Genomic DNA, 22,376 nt, shown 5'->3' on the forward strand with positions numbered 1-22,376 from the left:
AATTATAAATGAGTGAATTAAATGAACAAGTCATTATTGTAACTGGCGCAGGAAAAGGTATCGGTAAAGGTATTGCAAAACAACTTGGCAGTAAAGGAGCAAAGATTGTCGTTGCTACAATTGATCCAGAGTTTGGTAAAGAAACAGTTGCAGAAATAATCGATAACGCTGGCGACGCATACTTTGTTGAAACAGATGTATCTAAAGAAGAAAGCATTATTAATATGGTTAACGAAACAGTGAATCATTATGGAAAAATCAACACGCTTGTTAATAATGCAGGTATCACAGTGTTTAAATCAATTGAAGAAGCAACAGTTGAAGATTGGGATTCTATTATCAATATTGATTTAAGAGGAACATTCTTATGTTCGAAACATGTCATCCCTGAAATGAAGAAACAAGGTGGCGGTTCAATTATCAATATTTCTTCAAACCATTCAATCGCGACTTTACCTGATACTGATATGTATGCTGCCGCTAAAGGTGGCGTTAATGCAATGACACGAGGTATGGCATTAAGTTTAGGTAAATACAATATTCGTGTAAATGCGATATGTCCAGGATTTACAAACACATCACATTTAAAAAATTGGTTTGATTCAATGGAAAACGAAGATGAAGTGAGACAAGGCGTCTTAGATTTACACGCGACATCAAGAATTAATGAACCAGAAGATATTGGTAAATTAGCGCAATATTTAGCATCTGATGATTCTGAAATGATGACAGGTGAACACTTAGTCATTGATGGTGGTTTATCTGCACGTTTATACAACGCAGACGGCTATTAAGTTATAAGGAGGGTCATGAAGATGGATGTATTGTCTATTGGAGAAACGATGGTTGTGTTTGCACCTAAAGAAGTAGGACCAATGCGTTATGCTCAAGACTTTTCAACGCATATAGCTGGGGCTGAAACAAATACGCTTATTGGATTAGAAAAGCTTGGTGTAAAAACTGGCTGGATCAGTCAATTAGGAAATGATGAATTAGGGCAGAAGATTTTAAATTTTGTTCGTGGTGAAGGTATTAATGTAGATTCTGTAAAATTAATATCTGAAGCACCAACTGGCATTTTTCTTAAAGAGAAATTTCGACAAGATCAAACACGCGTTCATTATTATAGAAAAGGTTCAGCAGCTAGTCTAATGTCTGAAGCAAATATAGATGAAAGTTATGTCGCTCAATTTAAATATTTATATGTAACAGGTATTACGCCTGCTTTAAGTGCATCTTGTAAACAAACAATATTTAAACTCATTTCGACAGCAAAATCATTAGGATTACAAATTGTTTTCGATCCAAACTTAAGACTCAAATTATGGTCTGAAGATGAAGCGAAAGAGACATTAAAACAATTAATCGCTTTAAGCGATATTGTGTTGCCAGGAACGAGTGAAGGGGCATTTTTATTCAATACACAATCTGAAGAAAAAATCGCACAAGAAATTATTAATTTAGGTGCATCAACTGTAGTTGTTAAATTAGGAAGTAAAGGTGCTTACTATGTACATAACGATATTTCAGGTTATGCAAAAGCTTCAAAAGAAATAGAAGTCGTTGATCCTGTTGGTGCTGGAGATGGCTTTGCGGCAGGTTTAATCGCAGGTATTATCGAAGGATTGTCCATTCATGAAGCGACTGAACAGGCTTGTAATGCAGGTGCACTCGTGACAACGGTTAAAGGTGATGTTGAAGGATTACCAACTAAAGAAGAAATTGAACAAATGAAACATACAGGTCATGTAGATGATGTAATTAGATAAGGAGGCGTCTAAAATAGATACATTACAAACAATCCAAGAAACTAAATTAATCGCAATTTTACGAAATGCAAAACCCAATGATATTTTACCAATCGTAGAAACGTTATATAAAGCAGGTATTCGTGCGATTGAGGTTACGATGAATTCACCTAAAGCGTTAGAATCTATTGAACTAATCTCTAATGAAATGAAGGGTAAAGTTGTAGTCGGAGCAGGTACAGTCTTAGATGCAGAATCGGCAAGGTTAGCTATTTTAAGTGGTGCAACGTTTATATTGTCGCCAACAGTTGATAAAGAAACGATTCGCATGAGTAAAAAATATGGTGCCGTAAGTATACCAGGTGCTATGACACCAACAGAAATTTTAGAAGCTTATGAATACGGTGGAGATATTATTAAAGTCTTTCCAACAACAAGTTTAGGTCCTGAATATATTAAAGATTTACAAGGTCCATTACCACATATCCCACTTTTACCAACAGGTGGTGTGAGTATAGACAATGTTACAGACTTTATTAAAGCGGGAGCTGTTGGCGTCGGTTTAGGAAGTGCTTTAGTAAATACGAAAGTAGAAACGAATAAAGCGTATTTTGAAGAACTAGAACAAAAAGCACAAGCATTTTATAACAAAGTACATTAAAGAGGAGTGCTAACATGAAGATTGTAGACTATGAGTTGTTTCAAGTACCACCGCGTTGGTTGTTTCTAAAAATTACGACAGACGAAGGTATCGTCGGATGGGGTGAACCAGTAATTGAAGGTAAAGCTCAGACTGTTGGTGCAGCGGTTGATGAATTTATGCAACAGTTGATTGGCAAGAATCCTTTAAATATTGAAGATCACTGGAATATGATGTATAGAAGTAGCTTTTATAGAGGTGGTCCAATTTTAATGAGTGCCATTTCAGGTATAGATCAAGCATTGTGGGATATTAAAGGTAAATATTATAATGCACCTGTTCATGAATTATTAGGAGGGGCATGTAGAGAATCTATGAAAGTATATTCATGGATTGGTGGTGACAGACCTCAAGATACTGCAAACGCTGCTAAAAAAGCTTTTGAAAATGGCTTTGAAGCAATCAAAATGAATGCAACAGAAGAATTACAGTATATAGATAGTTATGACAAGATAGAAAGTGTTGTTCAACGTGTAGCTGGCATTAGAGAAGCGGTTGGCAATCAATTAGGTATTGGAATTGATTTTCACGGGCGTGTTCATAAACCAATGGCTAAAGTATTAGCGAAAAAATTAGAGCCATACAATCCAATGTTTATAGAAGAACCAGTGTTAAGTGAAAATATAGAAGCGGTTAGAGAAATTAGTCAAACGACAACGATCCCTATAGCTCTTGGGGAAAGACTATTTTCAAGATGGGATTTCAAACCTATTTTAGAAAGTGGATTTGTCGATATCATTCAACCTGATTTATCACATGCTGGTGGTATAACAGAATGTAAAAAAATTATTTCTATGGCAGAAGCTTATGATGTAGGTGCTGCACCTCATTGTCCACTTGGACCTATCGCTTTAGCATCATGTCTACAAGTGGATGCAACTTGTCACAATGCTTTTATTCAAGAACAAAGCTTAGGCATTCATTACAATAAAGACAGTGATATTTTAGATTATATTACGAACAAAGAAGTATTTGAGTTTAAAGATGGATATGTAGATATGCCTAAAAATCCTGGCCTTGGTGTAGAAATTGATGAAGCACATGTTAGAAAAATGGCGGAAGTCGGGCATGATTGGCATAACCCAATTTGGAGACATAAAGATGGAAGCATTGCAGAATGGTAAATATAACGTTTGTTCATAACATGATTAAAGGCTGAGACAATGACGTCTCAGCCTTTAATTGATTTCTCTATATTCATAAACTTGAAGTGGGTTGAACTTTATTAAATAATGATCATACCATGTGCTTAATCCATATTTTTGTTTGTAATGTTCTAAAGCTTCATCTATATAACCTTCAGATACGTCTAAATAATTACTCAGTTCAAATTTATTATGGACACCTGATTGGTATGCTTGCACAATACTTTTTAGGGGTATAATTTTTTCAAATCCTAATCTTCTTGCTTTATGCTCAAATTTCCATTTCCATAATTCACTTGTATCGAGAATATCTCCATAAGATATATCATGATGGGCTAACTCTTCTCCTAGCACTTCTAACTTTTCTTTGTTAGATAAATCATCTTTCAATAAAATTAATCCATCTACATATAAACCTTTCAGTTGATTCGGAAGGTTACTTGTTTCTTTAATCACGATGTGTTCATTATTGATAAGTGTTTTTTCATATCTATTCAAATTATCCCCACCATATTATCCGTTTAATAAATCATTTGTTTTGATGCTTTAGAAAATCAACATATTCTAATACTTTCTTCAATTCTTCTTCTGTTAATTCTCCATCTAAATGTGCGGCAATCGTTTCTGCAGTAGAGTTATAAGTTTGTTTAGCTTCCCCGTCTAAAATATAACTGACACTCACGTCAAATAACTTTGCCATTTCTTCTATTTTCTTCATCTTTGGTGCTTTTCTTCCTGTTTCCCAATATGAAATGGATTGTTTTGAAACTTGTAACGCATCTGCTAATTTTTGTTGCGTCCATCCATTTTTAGTTCTTAATAAACTTATTTGTTCAGAGAGTTTATTTTGAGACACCATAAGTTTCCCGCTCCTTATATGATTGATACTATTATTATAACCTATAGTTACAATTTATCAATAATTTTGCAGAAAAATATAACTAAAAGTTATTGACGTCAACCGAAAGTTGTATTATAGTGTAACCAAGGAGGTGATACAGATGGTTAAAATGAACTTCAAAACAGATAAAGTAAATTTGAATTATTCCGAAGAAGATAACAGAATCCCAATTGATCCAGACAAAGTTAAACAATTTATCGCAATGATAGGTGGGTTCTTAGGTGCACTATATTTAGCATTGAATGCATCTGGAATTTCGGTAGAATGGTTGAACCCTCAAAGGTTAAATGCATGGATGAGCGTATTAAACACAGGGATACCTATCATATTTGTGCTTTATGGTATTTGGAAAAACACATTCATTTTTACAAATCAATCACGAGAACAAGAAAAGTTCTTAAAACAATCTGGTAAGAAATAAAAATAAGAAAGGATGATTGAATGTTAACAGCTATAACATATTTAACTAAAAAAGGATGGGAAATTTCATCAGACCCAAGAACGTACGATCAATACCCGAAAAACTATGGATATAGAAATTACACAGAAGATGGCATAAATTATGATGCCTATTGTAGTGGTTATCATAGAGCATTTGATGTCTATAGTAATGAAACGAATCAAATTCCAGCAGTTACTAGTGGAACAGTTATATTAAGTGAACCATTTGGTAATTTCGGAGGCACAATTGAAATTAGAGATAATAATGGCAATGATTGGATTTATGGACATATGCAAAGAGATTCATTGCAATTTTCTAAAGGTGATAAAGTCATTCAAGGTGACATTATTGGATTACAAGGCAATAGTAATTATGACAATAATCCGATGAGTGAACATTTGCATATCCAATTACGTCAAAAAGGCGAAAATATTTCTAAAGAAGTAACAAGAGTGTGCAGTGGTATGCCAATTGAAAATTATGACATATCCAAACTTAATCAAAAATTAGATCAATCTAACAATAAAGGAGCCGTTAAAATGAGTAGAAAAATTATGATTGTAGCAGGGCATGGATATAATGATCCAGGCGCAGTAGGAAATGGAACAAATGAAAGAGATTTTATTAGAGCAAATATCGTAGACAGAGTAGCAAATTATTTAAAACAAGCAGGCCATACAGTTGCAGTATACGGCAAAGACCAAGATATGTATCAAGATACAGCATACGGTAATCAGGTCGGAAATAAAAAAGATTACGGATTATACTGGGTTAAATCACAAGGTTATGAAATTGTAGTAGAATTTCATTTAGATTCAGCAGCCGCATCAGCTACAGGAGGTCATGTTATTATTCCAAGTGGATTAGCAGCAGACAGTATTGATAAAGCATTACAAGCAGCCGTGAAAAAACATGTAGGTACTATTAGAGGCATTACAGAAAGAAGTGACCTATTACATTGTAACGTTGCTAAAGCAGAATATATCAATTACCGATTAGTAGAGTTAGGGTTTATTACCTCAACAAAAGATATGAATTACATTAAAAATAATTTAAATGCATATACAAAATCATTAGCAGAAGCCATTAACGGCGGTGCCCTCAATACAAATCCAACAACATATACAGTCGTAGCAGGAGATACACTGTGGAGTATCAGTCAAAAAACAGGCGTTACCGTAGCAACATTAAAGAAATTGAACGGATTAACATCAGATGTCATACAAATCGGACAAGTATTGAAATTAAAATAGGAGACAAAACAATGAATAAAAACACAGAAAAAAATACCTTAACCATAAAAATTATACAATGACGGCCATCATTAAATAAAATTATGTAAGGTATCCGAATAAATTAAATATACCACAAAACCCTCGCTATCAACAAACAAATAGCGAGGGTTTTAAATGTAAAAAACTGTATAAAAAGCAATTGACAGAATATTATGAATTAAATATATTATTCTTAAGGCGTCTTGAATTTTGAAAAATGGGAGTGTTTATTAATGAAAAAATTTTTTATAACATTATTATTAACAATTATAATTGCTTCTGGTGCAGGGATTGTTAAAGCATACCAAGTTAATGTTGATGGTGGTACATGGAATTATGGTGTTTCAAGTCAATATGTATGGTCTAATTATTACCATGGAAAGAAAACACATTATACGAGTGTAAGAGGGCGTTATTGGGCTACTTCAGGTTATACACCTAAAGGAAGATGGTCTAAGGTATCGGCTCAAAAACGACCAGGTTGGCAAATTTGGAAAGTAAATAAAGCATATTACGGCTTCTATTAATGAATTTTATTAATGAGGCTATTAAATGAAGAAAATTACAAAGATAACTATATTTCTTATATTCTGTATTATAACTTTTATATTCTTAAATTTTTATAATTATATAGATGATATTAAATTGCCAGGATACAACAAGGCATTAGTCATAGAAAAGTGGGACAAGAAACATAATAAAGAAGAAATAAATAGGTTATTAGTTAAGCTTTCTACTGAACATAATATTTCGATGATTCGAGTAAATGGGAATTATGATGATAATGGTAAAACTAAATATTTATCTCAATATAATTTGAACGAGAAACTTAATTTTAATGAAAAAGCATTTAATCGTAACAAGAAATATCAAATTATAAAACCAGATAATAAAATTTTGGGTAAATTAAATTTGGTTGGAACAACTTTTTTTATAAAAGAGAATCCCAAGAGTGATTTTTATGAAACATTAGAAGAAAAAGGTTTAACTACTAAAGATTATGAATTTCCATTACATTTAATAATATTGGAATATATAAGTACCCATCAATTACCTTCTACTTTCATAATTTTATTAGTAATAATTTTCATAGCTATTTTATATGATCAACTTGCTTCAGTGAAAGAAATGTCTATTAAACGAATACATGGATTCACATCGGCAAAAATTATAGCTTTACAATTATTAAAAATTACAAAAATCTTTGTTTCACATTTCATAATAATAACTTTAATAGTAACTATTGGATTATATTTATATAATCAATTGGCACAAATTAGATATATTTTTTGGTCATATTTAATTTGTGTAGTAATTTTCTATATTATTTTAATTATGGTATCGCTAATGTCTTACTGGCTAGTATCTAAACAAACTTTTAATATTCAAAAATATATAAAATTTGAAGGTGTCGGCAATAGGTTTCAATACTTGCCAAATATAATTAAGTTAATAGTGACTTTAACTTTACTCAATGTTATATCGATTTCAATACATAACTACATAGAAGCGATTGACATTGTGAACAGTGAAAAGCATTGGTTTAAGAATAAAGATTTATATATTGCTGAATTGACAACAAATGAAATAGAAACAAGTAAGAAACAGTTTAAATATTCAGATCAAGAAGTGATAAATTTATTAAACAAAATTCCTGAAAAGAATTGGATGCTTACATTTCATAGACATTATAATTGGAAACAATCTGGGGAGAAATATGATTTAGATAATGCTATCTATGTAAATAAGACTTTTATTGATAGAAATAAAATTAATATAGAAAACAAAGAATCAGTAGATTTTTCGAAAATTACAGCACTAATTCCTGATAAAGGATTTTCCAAAGAGAATATAAATAAAATAAAAAAAGATTTACAAGAAGAGATTGAATTTTATGATGAAATTGAGAAAGTTCCTAATAAAGAAAGGTATCTAGATATCAAAGTTCATAAAATAAAAAATAATTATAATTTATTTAACTATAGTACAGGTGTATATAGTAAAGAGGTTATATCTTATAATCCAGTAATAATAATATTACCTAAAGGTTATTATCCAATTTCTTTTTATAGTTCTGTTACATCACAAGGGTTATTGCTCTTTAATGATTATGATCTAATTAAAAGTAAACTAGATCATAATAAGTTTGATTCAGAAATTCAAGGTTTGACTAATGCTTATAGTAGTGTATTGACTGAATATAATAAAATAAAACGTAATCTATTTGTTTCTGTTACTACCTCTATACTAGGAATCATAATATTAATTTCAGTATATCTATTTACTATTAATATTTATTGTGATAGAGAGAAAAAAGTGATATTTGTAAGAACTATTCATGGAGATTCTTTTTTTAAAAAGCATATAAGTTTTGTTATAAATAGTTTACTTTCTACATTTATAGCATTATTTATTGTGAATTTTTTTGATATTGTAGAAATTTCATTCAAATTAATGATTTCAATTATTCTATTCGAATTACTTTCTGTCATGATTTTTATTAATCGATATGAATATCATTTGTTGAAAGATGCAAGAAGAGGTGAGACTCAATAATGAAAAAGTTAATTTATACATTAATAACAATCATTATGATAATTTGTATAATTTTATTTACGATGAAAAATATTGATGAAAAATTGGATGTAGTAAATCCCTTTGTTAAAAGAGGTTGGAGTTATGCTAAGGTTCCATATAGTAGCGATGCTGAACATTTAAGTAAACAAGAAATTATAAATATCCAAGATTATAAAGATATTGAATCTTATGATGAAAATGGTCATAAAAACAACTACTTATTGGACTTTAAAGGTCATAGCCCTTCTGAACAATATGTCAAAATCGATCACAAAGGTAAATGGGTTTATTTTATAGAATATATTAGTAAATCTGAGTATGAGAAGATGATTAAACAATGATCCGTGTAATTAATTTAAGAAAACAATTTAATGGTGTTAATTTATTTAGTGATTTGAGTCTGAATATTAATAAAGGTGAAATGGTCGCCATAACTGGGAGAAGTGGTTCGGGAAAATCTACTTTATTGGGTTGTATGTGTGGCTTAGAAAAAATTGATGGTGGTACTATTTATATTGATGGTGATGACATAACTAAGATGAAACGTAAACATAAGATGCTTTTATATCGAAATAAGTTAGGCTATTTGTTTCAAAACTACGCACTTATCACACATGAAACGATTGAATATAATTTGGACATCGTACTAACTTATAAAAAATTGAGTAAATCACAGAAAAAAGTATTGAAAAATGATGTCATGAAAAAAGTAGGATTAAATAAACCACTTAATACTAAAATTTATACATTAAGTGGAGGAGAACAACAAAGAGTTGCAATTGCTAGGTTACTATTAAAAGAACCTCTAATAATTTTTGCAGACGAGCCAACAGGTGCTTTAGACAACGATAATAAATATAAAATACTTGAACTTTTATCAGAATTTAAAGGTAAATCTACTATATTAATTGTTACGCATGACGAGGAAGTTATGAAATATTGTGATAGAAATATACAACTTGCTACATGAATGAGTTGATACACATATAAAACGGCTAGGACATTATAGTTTGTCATAGCCGTTATTTTTTTGAGTTGTAAAGTATGGTGGATTTAGTAACAAAAGTCTGTGGAAGTGTAACTAAGGGCTTCCATAGTAACAAAAGTCGTAGGAAGTGTAACTAAGGCGGGCTATAGTAACAAAAGTCGGTCGAAGTGTAACGAACGACATACAATTCTTTACTGCACATTCATAGTTTTACATAATTTTAATCAAACAAACTGAACTATAAATACTCTGTGTGGTATGATGGGTATGGTGATGAGATATGATAAAAATAGGCCTAACTGGATGGGGAGATCATGATTCTTTATATGAGGACCTGTCTAATAAAAAAGATAAGTTAAAAGCATATGCTGCTCATTTCCCTATTGTGGAATTAGATGCAACTTATTATGCGATTCAACCGCAACGAAATATCGAAAAATGGATTCGAGAAACGCCTAATAATTTTAAGTTTGTTGTTAAGATTCATCAGGCGTTAACAGGTCATGCTGAGGTTACTGATTTTGCTGAGGACAAATTGACATTGTTTAATTTATTTAAAGATTCGATGGCACCGTTGAAAGCATCAGGAAAGTTAGCGATGATTCTCGTACAGTTTCCACCTTGGTTTAATTTACAACCTCAAAATATTAATTATTTACGTTATGTACGTGAGCAATTAAAAGATTTTGATGTTTGTATTGAATTCCGTAATCGTACTTGGTTTAAAGAAGATGTTAAAGAGTATACGTTGGAATTTTTAACCGAAATGAAATTTATTCATAGTGTATGTGATGAGCCGCAATGTGGAGAAGGGTCTATACCACTTATTAATCGTATTACGCATGATGTTGCTTTCGTTCGTTATCATGGTAGAAATGTAAACGGGTGGACGAAGAAAGATATGACAGATCAAGAGTGGCGTGATGTCAGATATTTATATGATTATAATGAAGCAGAACTTAAAGAGTTAGCTGATAAAGTTAAAATTTTAGAGCATAAAGCGAAAGATGTTTATGTAGTATTTAATAATAATTCTGGTGGACATGCTGCACAAAATGCCAAAACTTACCAAAAGTTATTAGATATAGAATACGAAGGTTTAGCGCCTAAGCAACTTAAATTATTTTAGAGGTGACAGGTATGGCATATTTAGTGTTAATTATTATAGGTGTATCGTCTGCTATATTAGGGGCGTTAGTTGGAATTGGTGGCGGAATTATTATTGTTCCTTCACTTGTATACTTCGGTATAGATCATCAATTATTGTCTGGTATGACACCACAAAGAGCGATTGGTACATCATCAGTCATATTAATTACGACGGGTTTAACAGCAACATTAGGCTATTTGAAAACAAAGCAAGTTGATGTGAAAAATGGATTAATATTCTTAGTTGGTATTATTCCGGGTGCTTTACTTGGTGCATATTTAAGTAAGTATTTTACTTTAGATTCATTTAATTTGTACTTTGGTATTTTCTTAATCTTTATTTCTATCGTATTAATGATACGTAATCATGTGAAACCAATAAAGTATTTCCAACAAGAAAAGTATTTAAAATCATTTACAGATAGATATGGTGAACACCATAAATACGGTGTACCACCGTTTGTTGCTATTGTTTCATCATTTATTGTTGGTGTAACGACTGGTTTATTCGGTATTGGTGGTGGTGCACTGATGACACCATTGATGATTATTGTATTTAGATTCCCACCACATGTTGCTGTTGGTACAAGTATGATGATGATATTCTTCTCAAGTTTATCAAGCTCAGTCAGCCACATTGTGCAAGGTAATGTACTTTGGGTACATGCGATTGTATTGATTATTTCAAGTTACTTTGGTGCAAAAATTGGTGTAAGAATAAATAGTAGAATGAAGTCAGATACTGTCGTTTTAATTTTAAGATTTACAATGTTAATCTTAGGTATATATTTGATTATAAAAAGTGTTTTATAAGGAGTTGGATTTGTGAAGCTCACGATATTTCATACAAATGATATACACAGTCATTTAAATACATATGCCAAAATATCTCAGTATATTAAAGATGAAAGAAGTCGTTGTCAGCATGATGCACTATATATTGATATAGGTGATCATATAGATTTGTTTCATCCTTTAACAGAAGCATCACAAGGTAGAGAAAATGTTAAAATTTTAAATGACAGTCACGTAGATGTTGTAACAATAGGTAACAATGAAGGTATGACAATATCTCATGATGCCTTGAACCACTTATATGATGAAGCTCAGTTCGATGTTACTTGTTGTAATTTATTTGATTTAGATGGCAATTTACCGAATCATATAACTTCTCATGTTGTTAAAGATATTAATGGTATTAAAGTATGTATGATTGGTTTGACAGCCCCATTTAATCATATTTATGAAAGACTTGATTGGAAAGTGACGTCACCATTACTTGCTTTAAAAAACGAAATCGAGCAAGTGGAAGAATCATATGATGTACTGCTCGTATTAAGTCATGTCGGCATCTTCTTTGATGAGCAAATTTGCAAAGAATGTCCAGAAGTAGATGTTATATTCGGTGCACATACACATCATTACTTTGAGAATGGCGAAGTACAAAATGGTGTGTTGATGGCTGCAGCTGGTAAATATGGCCATTATGTTGGTAAAGTAGATTTAGTTATTGAAAATCAAAAAGTTATTCATAAAGAAGCGGAAATTATTAATTCTGACTTAATTGAAGAAGTACCAAATGATTATGAAGAAAAAGGTAAGGCATTATTAAATAAACCGATTCTTAAAGGTAATTTTTCATTACCACGTCGTCTTAACAGTGCAAGTTATACAACGGATTTATTATGCGAAAGTGTATTAGAATTTACAGGAGCAGACTGTGCAATTATTAATGCAGGTCTTATCGTTAAAGGTAAGACGGGTAATGAGTTAACAGAATACGATATTCATCAAATGTTACCGCATCCTATAAACACTGTTTCAGTAGATTTAAGAGGCGCGGAACTCAAACAAATTATATACAAAGCGATGGAACAGTCCTATATGGATGAAGTGGCATTTGGATTTGGCTTTAGAGGAGATATATTTGGAGGATATGTATTTAAAAATATCGGCTATATTGAGTCTACAGGTCAATGTTTCGTGAATGGAAAAGAAATAGAAGATCACGAACAATATAAGCTCGGTACTATTGATATGTACACATTCGGAAGATACTTCCCAATATTGAAAGATATGAATGTAAATTATATTATGCCAGAGTTTTTAAGAAATATTTTTTGTACAAAAGTTATTACAACTTAAAAAGAAAGTGTAATGAGCATTTAAATTTATATGTATATTCGTTATAATATATAAAGATGAAAATTAATAATAGAAGGGTGTTCACGTATATGGCTACTAAAAATGAAGAAATATTACGTAAACCAGACTGGTTAAAAATAAAATTAAACACGAATAAGAACTACACAGGCTTGAAAAAAATGATGCGTGAGAAGAATCTTCATACAGTTTGTGAAGAAGCTAAATGTCCAAACATTCACGAATGTTGGGGAGAAAGACGTACAGCTACATTTATGATTTTAGGAGCAGTTTGTACGAGAGCATGTCGTTTCTGTGCAGTTAAAACAGGTCTTCCAAATGAGTTAGATCTAGATGAACCACAACGTGTAGCAGAATCAGTTCAACTTATGAACTTAAAACACGTAGTAATTACAGCTGTAGCAAGAGATGACTTGAAAGATGCTGGTTCTAACGTTTATGCAGAAACAGTACGTAAAGTAAGAGAGTTAAATCCATATACTACAATTGAAATTTTACCATCAGATATGGGTGGTAGTTATGAAGCATTAGAAACATTAATGGCTTCTAAACCAGATATTTTAAACCACAATATCGAAACAGTTAGACGCTTAACACCAAGAGTTAGAGCACGTGCAAAATACGACCGTACATTAGAATTTTTAAGAAGATCTAAAGAAATGTACCCAGATATTCCTACTAAATCTAGCTTAATGGTTGGACTTGGTGAAACAGTTGAAGAAATTTATGAAACAATGGATGATTTACGTGCAAACGGCGTAGATATTATGACAATCGGTCAATATTTACAACCATCACGTAAACATTTAAATGTTCAAAAATACTACACACCTTTAGAATTTGGTAAATTAAGAAAAGTAGCTATGGAAAAAGGCTTTAAACATTGCCAAGCTGGTCCAATGGTACGTAGTTCTTATCACGCAGATGAACAAGTTAATGAAGCTGCTAAACAAAAACATATTCTAGGTGAACAAGCACTTAATAACTAATAAGGTGATTGAATGTTAACTAAAATAGAAAATAACTATTTTGAAGTGATTAAGGATGATCAGAAATCTTTCAATGAAGAACAGTTTACATCACGTTATTCTGAAATTCTAGATAAATATGATTTTATTGTTGGTGACTTTGGTTACGAGCAACTTCGTTTAAAAGGCTTTTATCATGATTCTAATAAAAAAAGTGATGCAAATAAGCGATTCTCTGCTATTCAAGATTATATATTAGAGTATTGTAATTTTGGATGTAAATATTTTGTGTTGAGACGATTATCTAAATCTGAGATATCTAAATTAACAGCAGAAGAAGCAACTTTCATAGATGAAGAACATAAATTAGAAGATGTTAAAATAGAGCCAACAATTCAACAAAACACTAAACAAGAGCAACAAAACAAACAACAAGAAGCTGAAACAGTAGAAATAGAAGAAGACGTAATTGAAGAACAACCTACATCTAAAAATACTTTAAAAGATTATTTATAAACGAAAGAGCCCGGAAATTTTCCGGGCTCTTTTTTTATTGAGCTATAGCGAGAGTTGTGAATACTATTGAATGAAGTTGTTTGTATAATATAGGTGTGTTAGTAACAAAAGTCGGTCGAAATGTAACTAAGGGGGTTTATAGTAACAAAAGTCAGTCGAAATGTAACTAAGAGTACCCATAGTAACAAAAGTCGGTCGAAGTGTAACTATGGAGTGCCTTATTTACAAAACTACTGAGAAATGTCATTACTGGACTTCTTGTTTGCACTTTCGGCCAGAACTGTTAATAACGAACGCACTAAATAAAAAACAAACTTAATTCAAACTTATATATCTATAACATCATGTAAATATTCTGTTACTTCTTCGCCTTCTTCTTCTGTTAAACCGAGGATGTGACTAATATAGCCTTCTTCTTCTAAGTCATCTTTACCGATAATACCAAATGTATTGTTTTGAGTATTGAGTACCATTGTTTTTCCATAATGTCTATTAGTATAAATCAGTGTTAAGTCATAGCGACTGTGTTCACCGACAAATCCTACAAATTGTATTTTCGCTTCGTCTTGTTCATCATATAAGAACATATCTATCATGTTTAGCGACTCCTTTTTAAAAATCTTTCTTTACTTGTATAGTATACAGAGCAATGCCGTACAATTCAAAATTATGATATGATGATATATGGATAGGAGGTCTTCTACATGTATTTCGTAGATAGCAAAACTTTAACTTTAAAATTAAATTATTTAGAAAAATTAACGGAAGATTTTGAAACCGAGAAAAATTCTCCATATGCTTTAGAAAGAATCGCACATATGATGATTGAATCTGTAGTTGATATTGGGAATTTGATTATTGATGCATTTATTTTAAGAGATCCTGGTAATTATAAAGATGTGATTGATATTATGGAACTTGAAAAAGTATTCCAGCCTTCAACTGCTGAAGCGATTAGGACATCTATTGATTACAGAAAAGAACTTATTCGAAATTATGAAAATATTAATCATGATCAATTGAGAAAAGCTTTTAAAATTGCGAATCCATTTTATAAACAAGCAGTCGAAGATACTAAACACTTTTTAGAAAATGAAAATGTTCCCGTAACAGCTTTTGGCGAAGGAGATAAAAATGAAAGATTATAAAGGTTATTTTATTGATATAGATGGCACAATGTATAAAGGTACAGAAGTTATTGAAGGTGCAATCGAATTTATAAATTATTTAAATGATAATAATAAAGATTATTTATTCGTTACGAACAACTCTTCAAAAACACCTGCTGAAGTAGCTGAAAAATTAAATAATATGGGTTTTCATACTTCAAGTGAACATGTGATTACTTCTGCAATGGCAACTGCTGGATATATAAGTGAAGCTTCTCCAGGCGCATCAGTATATATGGTAGGTGGAAGTGGATTAGAAACTTCTTTAAAAGATGCTGGCTTAGTTGTGAAAGAAGATGAACATGTTGATTATGTCGTAATGGGCTTAGATGTGAATATTTCTTATGAAAAGCTTTCAGTAGCATGTTTAGCCGTTAGAAATGGTGCGAAATTCATATCTACAAATAAAGATGTTTCGATTCCAAATGAAAGAGGATTTTTACCTGGAAATGGTTCATTGACAAGTGTTGTGAGTGTATCAACTGGACAGACACCAGTATTCATCGGTAAACCTGAAACAATTATTATGGAGCAAGCTATTGAAAAAATTGGTCATGCTAAAGAAGATTGTGTCATGATTGGTGACTTATATGACACTGATATTTTAGCTGGAATCAATAGTGGCATTGATACATTACATGTACAAACTGGTGTAACTTCTTTAGAAGAAATTAATAAAAAAGAAGTATTACCAACATATAGCGTTAAGAATTTATTTGAAGTTATTAAGTAAATTCACATAAGGAGCTGAGAACATGAATGAGAAAGTACTTGTTGCAAGACAATTACCAGAAAAGTTTATCAATCAGATTAAAGAATATGCAGAAGTAGATGTTTGGAACAGCGAATTAGAACCAATGCCTCGAGAATCATTTTTAGAACGTTCTCAAGACGCTACAATTGTCATTACGACATTAAGCGAGCAAATTGATGAGGAATTTTTTAACAATGCAACGCACATAAAGGGTGTCGTCAATTTAGCTGTTGGTTTTGATAATATTGATGTGAAACTTGCTGAAGAAAAAAGTGTTGTTGTTACAAATACACCAGAAGTTTTAACAGAAACGACTGCCGAATTAGGCTTTACGTTAATGTTAACAGCAGCAAGAAGAATTGTTGAAGCGGTTCAATATGTACATAATGGTGAATGGAAAAGTTGGGGTCCTTATCTTTTAGCAGGAAAAGATGTCCACGGCTCAACAGTTGGTATTTATGGAATGGGCTCAATTGGTGAAGCTTTTGCTAGAAGATTGAAAGGCTTTAATTGCAAAGTACTTTATCATAACCGCTCCAGGAAAGAAGAAGCTGAACAGCAATTAAATGTTGAATATCGTACAATGGATGAATTGCTTAATGAGAGTGATTTCGTAGTTTGTACGGCGCCATTAACACCAGAAACAAAAGGTATATTCAATCGAGAAACTTTAAAAAAAATGAAAAACTCAGCAATTTTAATTAATATCGGACGTGGTGGTCACATCGTAGAATCTGATTTAATTGAAGCAATTGAGCAACAAGAGATTTTAGGTGCAGCATTAGATGTTGTTGAAAATGAACCTATTTCAGATGATCATCCATTTTTAAAAATGGATCAAGTTATCGTTGTGCCACACATCGGCAGTAGTTCAGTTGCAACGCGAGATAAAATGGTGCAATTATGCGTAGATAATGCTAAACAAATTATGTCTAACCAAGATCCAATTACACCGGTTAAGTTGAAATAATCAAGCCAAATTAATAAAGAAAAAACAGGCTGGGACATAATGTAATGTCTCAGTCTCTTGTAGTATCTTGGCAGTAGATGACTGAATTGAAATACGCTTGTACCAAGCTTTTTCAACTCTAGTCATCCTTGCCGGGGCGGGACTACGAAATCTTTTTTTTACAAATTAGATTTCTGTCCCGCCTTTTTATTTACATATATTGCTAATTTTTTACATATAATTCTTGATATTCGATTATGTATAGAATATAATGATGAAATAGAATAATTACAAAATTAAAACACAAGGAGATTAACAATGGAAAAAATTAGGGATATTATAAACTCTGAAAACTTTAAATTGGTTGGTTTGACGATTTTCTATTTACTAATCATGATTGTGTTATTTTGGATTTATGCTGGTGGAAGCGCAAGTAATGATTTTATATATAATGAATTTTAATGAAGGAGAAAGTTTATGAGGGACATCTTAGAAAAAGTAACATTTATGAATAAGTGGCATGCTGATAAGGTTGCGATAAACTATAGAGACGAAGTAATAACTTATGGTGAATTAGATCTTTATTCTAATAAATTAGCTACTTTAATTAAAGGTTCTGGAAAGCCTATAGTACTTTATGGTCATATGTCACCTTATATGATTGTGGGAATGATTGCGAGTATGAAAGCAGGCATTGGTTACGTTCCAATTGATACTTCTATTCCATTAGAAAGAATAGAGCATATCATTGAGAAGGTTGAGCCTTTTTTTATTTTGAACACAACTGGAAATTTATTGAATAATTTACATGTAAAGCAAATAACGATAGAAGAAATACTTGCTGTTGAATCAGTGGATCAAGACTTCAAGAGAATAACTGATAAAGACATTGTTTATACAATATTTACATCTGGATCTACAGGATTTCCAAAAGGTGTACAAATAAGATATGAAAGTCTTGTTGATTTTACAGAATGGATGCTGAAATTAAATCAAATAGGCGAGCATAGAATGTGGTTAAATCAAGCGCCGTTTTCTTTTGACTTGTCTGTTATGGCCATTTATCCATGTTTAATGACTGGCGGTACACTTCAACTTGTCGATAAGAAGATGATTGAAAAGCCTAAACAATTATATGAATTGCTCGAACATAAAGCAGTAGAAAGCTGGGTATCTACACCTTCATTTTTAGAAATGTGTCTGCTATTGCCTAATTTTAATGAAACACATCATCCGGAATTAAAGCAGTTCTTCTTCTGTGGAGAGATATTGAGTCATAAAACAGCACAGAAATTACATGATTTGTTTACGACATCAACTATTTATAATACATATGGACCAACTGAAGCTACAGTTGCTGTAACGAGTATACAAATCACGCAAGAAATACTGGATCAATTTAAACCTTTACCAATAGGCAAAGTACGCCCAAATAGCGAATTGAAGTTAACAGATGAAGGTGAATTAATTATTATAGGTAAAAGTGTGAGCCAAGGTTACTTAAAAGATGAAGAAAAACATAATAAGGTGTTTAAAATCATTGATGGCCAATTAAATTATCATACAGGTGACAAAGCAACTTATCGAGATGGTTATTGGTTCATTAACGGAAGAATTGATTTTCAAATTAAGATCAATGGTTATCGTATGGAACTTGAAGAAATTGAAAGCGTACTTGAACACTTATCAGATGTTAAACAAGCTGTCATTTCACCAATCAAACAGGGTGAGAAAATCCAATATTTACATGCAACAATTGTGCCAATAGCTGATGTGCTAGAAAGTGAAAATGACATGACAATGCATTTGAAACATGAATTGAAATTACATTTACCTGAATACATGATTCCTAGAAAATTCAGCTATGCTAAACAGCTACCTTTAACGGCTAACGGTAAATTAGATCGCAACAAAGTATTAGAGAGGTTAAATTCATGACACCATATGGAGATTTTACTTATTTCTACATCTGTTTAATCTTAATGTTACCCGTTATTATTTTAGGATTAATCGGTAAGAAAAGTCTTATATACAATAGGGTAATAACCTTAATTATGCTTGTTTTAATATTTTCGGATGACAGTAAAAATTTATTCGATAATCAATATTTAAGTTATCAACTCATTTTCTTTGCACTGTATGTATGTTATCAAGTTGTTTTGATTAGAACTTATAACACGCTCGTAAAGAAAACAAACAACTTTAAGTTATATGTGAGTGCAATATTTTTATCTATATTACCGTTAATTGTTGTCAAAGTATTACAAAGTAGTTGGCTTGGAACACATCAACTTACAATACATGGTAATAGAGTCATTGAATTTATTGGATTTTTAGGAATTTCTTATATTGCATTTAAGAGCATTCAACTCATTATGGAAATTCGTGATAGTCGAATTAAGTCTATTGATACGATGAAATTAATCGATTTTATTACATTCTTTCCAACAATCTCATCTGGTCCAATAGATCGATATAAACGCTTTATTAAAGATGAAGAGAAGACAATAGAACCTGAAAAGTACTATAACATGCTTATCAAAGCGATACATATGGTGTTTATGGGATTCTTGTATAAATATATCATTGCTTATTACATAAATGAGTATGTGATAAAAGTTGTACCAATAGACACTGATCCAACATTTTTAAATTACTTATATTATATGTATGGTTATAGTTTCTATTTATTCTTTGATTTTGCAGGATACAGTTTATTTGCAATTGCATTTAGTTATTTATTTGGTGTGCAAACACCTGTTAACTTTAACCAACCATTTAAAGCTAAAAATATTAAAGATTTCTGGAATAGATGGCATATGAGTTTATCATTTTGGTTTAGAGATTGCGTATATATGCGATTTGTATTTTGGGTATCTAAAGAAAAATTATTAAAAGATAAATTATTAATATCTAATTTAGGATTTTTCTTGAATTTCTTTATTATGGGTATTTGGCATGGTATTGAATGGCATTATATTTTGTATGGTTTATATCATGCATTGCTATTTATTGGGTATGGCTATTACGAACAATGGCGTAAAAAACATCCTATAAAGATGAATCCAAGCATTATGAACATAGTAGCAATACTCATTACATTCCATTGTATAGCATTTGGATTTTTACTTTTCTCAGGCAAGTTAATACATTAAATAAGGGAGTTATATTATGAATTTTGAAAAGAGTGTTTTAAATATTTTAGCAGAAGTTGCAGAAAATGATATCGTTAAAGAAAATCCTGATATTGAAATATTTGAAGAAGGCATTATCGATTCATTTGCGACAGTAGGGTTATTATTAGAAATTCAAAATAATTTAGGCATTGACGTAACAATTACTGATTTTGATAGAGATGAGTGGGCAACACCAAATAAAATTATAGCAGTACTTAAGGAATTACAATGAAATTAAAGTTATTGTTACCATTATTAATAAGTGGTTTATTATTCGGTTTATTTTTACTGGTACCAGTAGAATGGATTAAATCATTTTCAAAGTATGACAGTATTAATAACGAAGCGATATCTTTAGATGATACAGTACTAAAAGGTGTGCACTCACAAGAAGAAATGTTATTAAGTAAAAATTTCTATCCAATCTTTGGGTCAAGCGAATTGGAAAAACAAGACATCTTCCATCCAGCGTATATCTTGAATGACAAAAAAGCGAAATTGCAACCATATCTAATAGGTACGGGTGGATCAACTGATTTAATTCATGCAATTAATATGGGAAGCCAAGCACATAATCTAAAAGGTAAAAAAATAGCGATTATTATTTCGCCACAATGGTTTACAAATCATGGACTGACAAATGATAACTTTAATGCTCGCTTTTCACCATTGCAAGCTGATCACTTATTTAAAAATAAAGTGTTAAGTCCAGAAATTAAAGATCGTTTTGCTAAAAGATTAGCGCAATTTAAACAATTAAAATCAGACCCATACTTGAAATCAGTCATAGAAAAAGAAAATCATCATTATAATGAAGGTACATTTATGAATGATTTTGAAAAAAATATCTATGAAAAACACGACGTTTTGAAATCAATTTTTGGACAAGAAAAAGCAAAGTTACATAGAAAAGAACACCATCATTTTAATCATATGAATTGGAATGACTTGAAGTTATACGCTTCAGAATATGGAGCACAACATTCAAGAACAAACAAATTTGGTATGAATGATAAATATTGGCATTTATTAAAACAGCAACGTAAAAGATATAATCGTAATTACGAGTTTAATATGCATTCGAAAGAATTTGATGATTTACAATTATTAATTGATACTTTAAAAGAAGCTAAAGCAGACCCATTGTTTATTGTGATTCCAGCAAATGGAAAATGGTATGATCACATTCATGTGGATAAAGAAAAACGTGAAACGGTATATGAGAAAATCAATCACATGATTCAAAAGAATGATATGAAAGTATACGATTTAACCGATAAAGAATATGAACCGTATGTAATAACAGACGCCGTTCATATAGGATGGAAAGGCTGGGTATATATTAATGAACAAATGATACAACACATCAATGGAACATATGATGGAAAAGTGAGTAGACAGTATCATTAATATTACCTAGGAAATAAAAAACAGGGCATCGTTTATAAACGATGTCCTGTTTTTTATTAATGATGAAGTTAGAATACTTGTTCTACTTCCACTACGCCAGGTACTTCTTCTAATAAAGCACGTTCTATGCCGGCTTTTAGCGTAATAGTAGAACTTGGGCAAGTACCACAAGCACCAAGTAGACGTAATTTAACAATCCCGTCATCAACATCTACTAATTCACAGTCGCCACCATCACGTAATAAGAATGGTCTTAACTTTTCGAGTACATCACTAACTTGATCAAACATTGTTTGTTGTTCGGTAGCCATATATATTAATACTCCTCTCATCAAGTGTTATTAGAT

General features: G+C 31.3%; 26 protein-coding genes and 1 pseudogene. 23 read left to right on the forward strand and 4 right to left on the reverse strand.

The features are described 5' to 3' along the window. Positions 1 to 8 precede the first annotated feature (8 nt). From LQ694_RS08565 to dgoD, 4 genes are read left to right on the forward strand one after another with little or no spacing between them, the layout of a single operon-like run. On the forward strand, positions 9 to 794 hold the full coding sequence (locus LQ694_RS08565; protein WP_218696782.1) for an SDR family NAD(P)-dependent oxidoreductase: 786 nt from the start codon (positions 9 to 11) through the stop codon (positions 792 to 794). Between the two features lie 21 nt (positions 795 to 815). After that, positions 816 to 1,769, forward strand: coding sequence for a sugar kinase (locus tag LQ694_RS08570; protein ID WP_058612421.1), 954 nt, complete (start codon positions 816 to 818; stop codon positions 1,767 to 1,769). 31 nt (positions 1,770 to 1,800) lie between these two features. After that, positions 1,801 to 2,409, forward strand: coding sequence for a bifunctional 4-hydroxy-2-oxoglutarate aldolase/2-dehydro-3-deoxy-phosphogluconate aldolase (locus tag LQ694_RS08575; protein ID WP_371131715.1), 609 nt, complete (start codon positions 1,801 to 1,803; stop codon positions 2,407 to 2,409). Between the two features lie 14 nt (positions 2,410 to 2,423). After that, positions 2,424 to 3,572: a galactonate dehydratase gene (gene dgoD / locus LQ694_RS08580; protein ID WP_218696780.1), complete on the forward strand. Its 1,149-nt coding sequence runs from the start codon at positions 2,424 to 2,426 to the stop codon at positions 3,570 to 3,572. Positions 3,573 to 3,626: 54 nt separating this feature from the next. On the opposite strand, the gene LQ694_RS08585 is transcribed toward dgoD, so the two are convergent. Next, positions 3,627 to 4,091, reverse strand: coding sequence for an ImmA/IrrE family metallo-endopeptidase (locus LQ694_RS08585; RefSeq protein ID WP_025904387.1), 465 nt, complete (start codon positions 4,089 to 4,091; stop codon positions 3,627 to 3,629). 31 nt (positions 4,092 to 4,122) lie between these two features. After that, positions 4,123 to 4,452 (reverse strand): helix-turn-helix transcriptional regulator, encoded by a 330-nt coding sequence (locus LQ694_RS08590; RefSeq protein ID WP_025904388.1) that lies wholly within the window; start codon positions 4,450 to 4,452, stop codon positions 4,123 to 4,125. 142 nt (positions 4,453 to 4,594) lie between these two features. Here LQ694_RS08590 and LQ694_RS08595 point away from each other — a divergent pair, with 142 nt between their 5' ends. The 11 genes and pseudogenes from LQ694_RS08595 to LQ694_RS08645 all read left to right on the forward strand — a co-directional run. After that, positions 4,595 to 4,915 carry a phage holin gene (locus LQ694_RS08595; protein ID WP_077152208.1) on the forward strand — a complete coding sequence of 107 codons (321 nt, stop codon included), beginning with the start codon at positions 4,595 to 4,597 and terminating at the stop codon, positions 4,913 to 4,915. 20 nt (positions 4,916 to 4,935) lie between these two features. Continuing rightward, positions 4,936 to 6,189, forward strand: coding sequence for an N-acetylmuramoyl-L-alanine amidase (locus LQ694_RS08600; protein ID WP_058612425.1), 1,254 nt, complete (start codon positions 4,936 to 4,938; stop codon positions 6,187 to 6,189). A gap of 254 nt (positions 6,190 to 6,443) precedes the next feature. Further along, positions 6,444 to 6,737 (forward strand): lactococcin 972 family bacteriocin, encoded by a 294-nt coding sequence (locus LQ694_RS08605; RefSeq protein WP_058591500.1) that lies wholly within the window; start codon positions 6,444 to 6,446, stop codon positions 6,735 to 6,737. Between the two features lie 25 nt (positions 6,738 to 6,762). Then, positions 6,763 to 8,766 carry a hypothetical protein gene (locus LQ694_RS08610; RefSeq protein ID WP_096791194.1) on the forward strand — a complete coding sequence of 668 codons (2,004 nt, stop codon included), beginning with the start codon at positions 6,763 to 6,765 and terminating at the stop codon, positions 8,764 to 8,766. Beyond that, a complete protein-coding gene (locus LQ694_RS08615; RefSeq protein ID WP_096791195.1) occupies positions 8,766 to 9,128 on the forward strand; it encodes a YxeA family protein in 363 nt (120 codons plus the stop codon). Before LQ694_RS08610 ends, LQ694_RS08615 begins: the two co-directional genes overlap by 1 nt. Continuing rightward, positions 9,125 to 9,757, forward strand: a complete 633-nt coding sequence (locus LQ694_RS08620) for an ATP-binding cassette domain-containing protein (protein ID WP_135015671.1) — start codon at positions 9,125 to 9,127, stop codon at positions 9,755 to 9,757. The genes LQ694_RS08615 and LQ694_RS08620 overlap by 4 nt, the downstream gene beginning before the upstream one ends. A gap of 298 nt (positions 9,758 to 10,055) precedes the next feature. Continuing rightward, complete coding sequence (locus LQ694_RS08625; RefSeq protein ID WP_096791197.1) at positions 10,056 to 10,904, forward strand: DUF72 domain-containing protein; 849 nt, start codon at positions 10,056 to 10,058, stop codon at positions 10,902 to 10,904. 11 nt (positions 10,905 to 10,915) lie between these two features. Next, complete coding sequence (locus tag LQ694_RS08630) at positions 10,916 to 11,737, forward strand: sulfite exporter TauE/SafE family protein (protein WP_049319807.1); 822 nt, start codon at positions 10,916 to 10,918, stop codon at positions 11,735 to 11,737. A gap of 12 nt (positions 11,738 to 11,749) precedes the next feature. Next, positions 11,750 to 13,069, forward strand: coding sequence for a bifunctional metallophosphatase/5'-nucleotidase (locus LQ694_RS08635; RefSeq protein ID WP_065381028.1), 1,320 nt, complete (start codon positions 11,750 to 11,752; stop codon positions 13,067 to 13,069). Positions 13,070 to 13,158: 89 nt separating this feature from the next. Beyond that, a complete protein-coding gene (lipA, locus tag LQ694_RS08640) occupies positions 13,159 to 14,076 on the forward strand; it encodes a lipoyl synthase (protein WP_025904395.1) in 918 nt (305 codons plus the stop codon). A 12-nt stretch (positions 14,077 to 14,088) separates the two neighbouring features. Then, positions 14,089 to 14,466: pseudogene (locus LQ694_RS08645) on the forward strand (YutD family protein); the annotation flags it as partial. 431 nt (positions 14,467 to 14,897) lie between these two features. Here the strand turns inward: LQ694_RS08645 and LQ694_RS08650 are convergent. Beyond that, on the reverse strand, positions 14,898 to 15,167 hold the full coding sequence (locus tag LQ694_RS08650) for a DUF3055 domain-containing protein (RefSeq protein ID WP_049319809.1): 270 nt from the start codon (positions 15,165 to 15,167) through the stop codon (positions 14,898 to 14,900). Between the two features lie 108 nt (positions 15,168 to 15,275). Between LQ694_RS08650 and LQ694_RS08655 the strand changes: the two genes are divergently transcribed. The 8 genes from LQ694_RS08655 (at position 15,276) to dltD (ending at position 22,029) form a co-directional block, all read left to right on the forward strand. Further along, a complete protein-coding gene (locus LQ694_RS08655) occupies positions 15,276 to 15,719 on the forward strand; it encodes a DUF86 domain-containing protein (protein WP_218696779.1) in 444 nt (147 codons plus the stop codon). Continuing rightward, positions 15,706 to 16,473, forward strand: a complete 768-nt coding sequence (locus LQ694_RS08660; protein ID WP_058612633.1) for a TIGR01457 family HAD-type hydrolase — start codon at positions 15,706 to 15,708, stop codon at positions 16,471 to 16,473. Before LQ694_RS08655 ends, LQ694_RS08660 begins: the two co-directional genes overlap by 14 nt. Before the next feature lie 22 nt (positions 16,474 to 16,495). After that, entirely contained in the window at positions 16,496 to 17,464 is a 969-nt protein-coding gene (locus tag LQ694_RS08665; protein ID WP_058612634.1) for a 2-hydroxyacid dehydrogenase, read from the forward strand. A 297-nt stretch (positions 17,465 to 17,761) separates the two neighbouring features. Continuing rightward, entirely contained in the window at positions 17,762 to 17,905 is a 144-nt protein-coding gene (locus LQ694_RS08670) for a teichoic acid D-Ala incorporation-associated protein DltX (RefSeq protein WP_077152207.1), read from the forward strand. 15 nt (positions 17,906 to 17,920) lie between these two features. Next, the gene (gene dltA / locus LQ694_RS08675) at positions 17,921 to 19,381 is read left to right on the forward strand and encodes a D-alanine--poly(phosphoribitol) ligase subunit DltA (RefSeq protein WP_058611879.1); all 1,461 of its coding nucleotides are present in this window, start codon (positions 17,921 to 17,923) and stop codon (positions 19,379 to 19,381) included. Further along, the gene (dltB, locus tag LQ694_RS08680) at positions 19,378 to 20,598 is read left to right on the forward strand and encodes a D-alanyl-lipoteichoic acid biosynthesis protein DltB (RefSeq protein WP_065381031.1); all 1,221 of its coding nucleotides are present in this window, start codon (positions 19,378 to 19,380) and stop codon (positions 20,596 to 20,598) included. The genes dltA and dltB overlap by 4 nt, the downstream gene beginning before the upstream one ends. Positions 20,599 to 20,614: 16 nt before the next feature. Further along, positions 20,615 to 20,851: a D-alanine--poly(phosphoribitol) ligase subunit 2 gene (gene dltC / locus LQ694_RS08685; RefSeq protein ID WP_096791198.1), complete on the forward strand. Its 237-nt coding sequence runs from the start codon at positions 20,615 to 20,617 to the stop codon at positions 20,849 to 20,851. Continuing rightward, positions 20,848 to 22,029, forward strand: coding sequence for a D-alanyl-lipoteichoic acid biosynthesis protein DltD (dltD, locus tag LQ694_RS08690; protein WP_096791199.1), 1,182 nt, complete (start codon positions 20,848 to 20,850; stop codon positions 22,027 to 22,029). The genes dltC and dltD overlap by 4 nt, the downstream gene beginning before the upstream one ends. A 68-nt stretch (positions 22,030 to 22,097) precedes the next feature. Here the strand turns inward: dltD and LQ694_RS08695 are convergent, their stop codons facing one another. Next, the gene (locus LQ694_RS08695; protein WP_025904405.1) at positions 22,098 to 22,340 is read right to left on the reverse strand and encodes a NifU family protein; all 243 of its coding nucleotides are present in this window, start codon (positions 22,338 to 22,340) and stop codon (positions 22,098 to 22,100) included. Positions 22,341 to 22,376: the final 36 nt, after the last annotated feature.

The sequence above is a fragment of the Mammaliicoccus sp. P-M58 genome (assembly GCF_022386165.1).
Lineage (GTDB): Bacteria > Bacillota > Bacilli > Staphylococcales > Staphylococcaceae > Mammaliicoccus > Mammaliicoccus sciuri.

Excerpts from the sequence above, each read along its gene's own strand:
- LQ694_RS08565 (WP_218696782.1), top strand. The coding sequence starts at position 9 with ATGAGTGAATTAAATGAACAAGTCATTATTGTAACTGGCGCAGGAAAA.
- LQ694_RS08570 (WP_058612421.1), top strand. The coding sequence starts at position 816 with ATGGATGTATTGTCTATTGGAGAAACGATGGTTGTGTTTGCACCTAAA.
- dgoD (WP_218696780.1), top strand. The coding sequence starts at position 2,424 with ATGAAGATTGTAGACTATGAGTTGTTTCAAGTACCACCGCGTTGGTTG.
- LQ694_RS08590 (WP_025904388.1), bottom strand. The coding sequence starts at position 4,452 with ATGGTGTCTCAAAATAAACTCTCTGAACAAATAAGTTTATTAAGAACT.
- LQ694_RS08595 (WP_077152208.1), top strand. The coding sequence starts at position 4,595 with ATGGTTAAAATGAACTTCAAAACAGATAAAGTAAATTTGAATTATTCC.
- LQ694_RS08600 (WP_058612425.1), top strand. The coding sequence starts at position 4,936 with ATGTTAACAGCTATAACATATTTAACTAAAAAAGGATGGGAAATTTCA.
- LQ694_RS08605 (WP_058591500.1), top strand. The coding sequence starts at position 6,444 with ATGAAAAAATTTTTTATAACATTATTATTAACAATTATAATTGCTTCT.
- LQ694_RS08610 (WP_096791194.1), top strand. The coding sequence starts at position 6,763 with ATGAAGAAAATTACAAAGATAACTATATTTCTTATATTCTGTATTATA.
- LQ694_RS08615 (WP_096791195.1), top strand. The coding sequence starts at position 8,766 with ATGAAAAAGTTAATTTATACATTAATAACAATCATTATGATAATTTGT.
- LQ694_RS08620 (WP_135015671.1), top strand. The coding sequence starts at position 9,125 with ATGATCCGTGTAATTAATTTAAGAAAACAATTTAATGGTGTTAATTTA.
- LQ694_RS08625 (WP_096791197.1), top strand. The coding sequence starts at position 10,056 with ATGATAAAAATAGGCCTAACTGGATGGGGAGATCATGATTCTTTATAT.
- LQ694_RS08630 (WP_049319807.1), top strand. The coding sequence starts at position 10,916 with ATGGCATATTTAGTGTTAATTATTATAGGTGTATCGTCTGCTATATTA.
- lipA (WP_025904395.1), top strand. The coding sequence starts at position 13,159 with ATGGCTACTAAAAATGAAGAAATATTACGTAAACCAGACTGGTTAAAA.
- LQ694_RS08650 (WP_049319809.1), bottom strand. The coding sequence starts at position 15,167 with ATGATAGATATGTTCTTATATGATGAACAAGACGAAGCGAAAATACAA.
- LQ694_RS08655 (WP_218696779.1), top strand. The coding sequence starts at position 15,276 with ATGTATTTCGTAGATAGCAAAACTTTAACTTTAAAATTAAATTATTTA.
- LQ694_RS08660 (WP_058612633.1), top strand. The coding sequence starts at position 15,706 with ATGAAAGATTATAAAGGTTATTTTATTGATATAGATGGCACAATGTAT.
- LQ694_RS08665 (WP_058612634.1), top strand. The coding sequence starts at position 16,496 with ATGAATGAGAAAGTACTTGTTGCAAGACAATTACCAGAAAAGTTTATC.
- LQ694_RS08670 (WP_077152207.1), top strand. The coding sequence starts at position 17,762 with ATGGAAAAAATTAGGGATATTATAAACTCTGAAAACTTTAAATTGGTT.
- dltA (WP_058611879.1), top strand. The coding sequence starts at position 17,921 with ATGAGGGACATCTTAGAAAAAGTAACATTTATGAATAAGTGGCATGCT.
- dltB (WP_065381031.1), top strand. The coding sequence starts at position 19,378 with ATGACACCATATGGAGATTTTACTTATTTCTACATCTGTTTAATCTTA.
- dltC (WP_096791198.1), top strand. The coding sequence starts at position 20,615 with ATGAATTTTGAAAAGAGTGTTTTAAATATTTTAGCAGAAGTTGCAGAA.
- dltD (WP_096791199.1), top strand. The coding sequence starts at position 20,848 with ATGAAATTAAAGTTATTGTTACCATTATTAATAAGTGGTTTATTATTC.
- LQ694_RS08695 (WP_025904405.1), bottom strand. The coding sequence starts at position 22,340 with ATGGCTACCGAACAACAAACAATGTTTGATCAAGTTAGTGATGTACTC.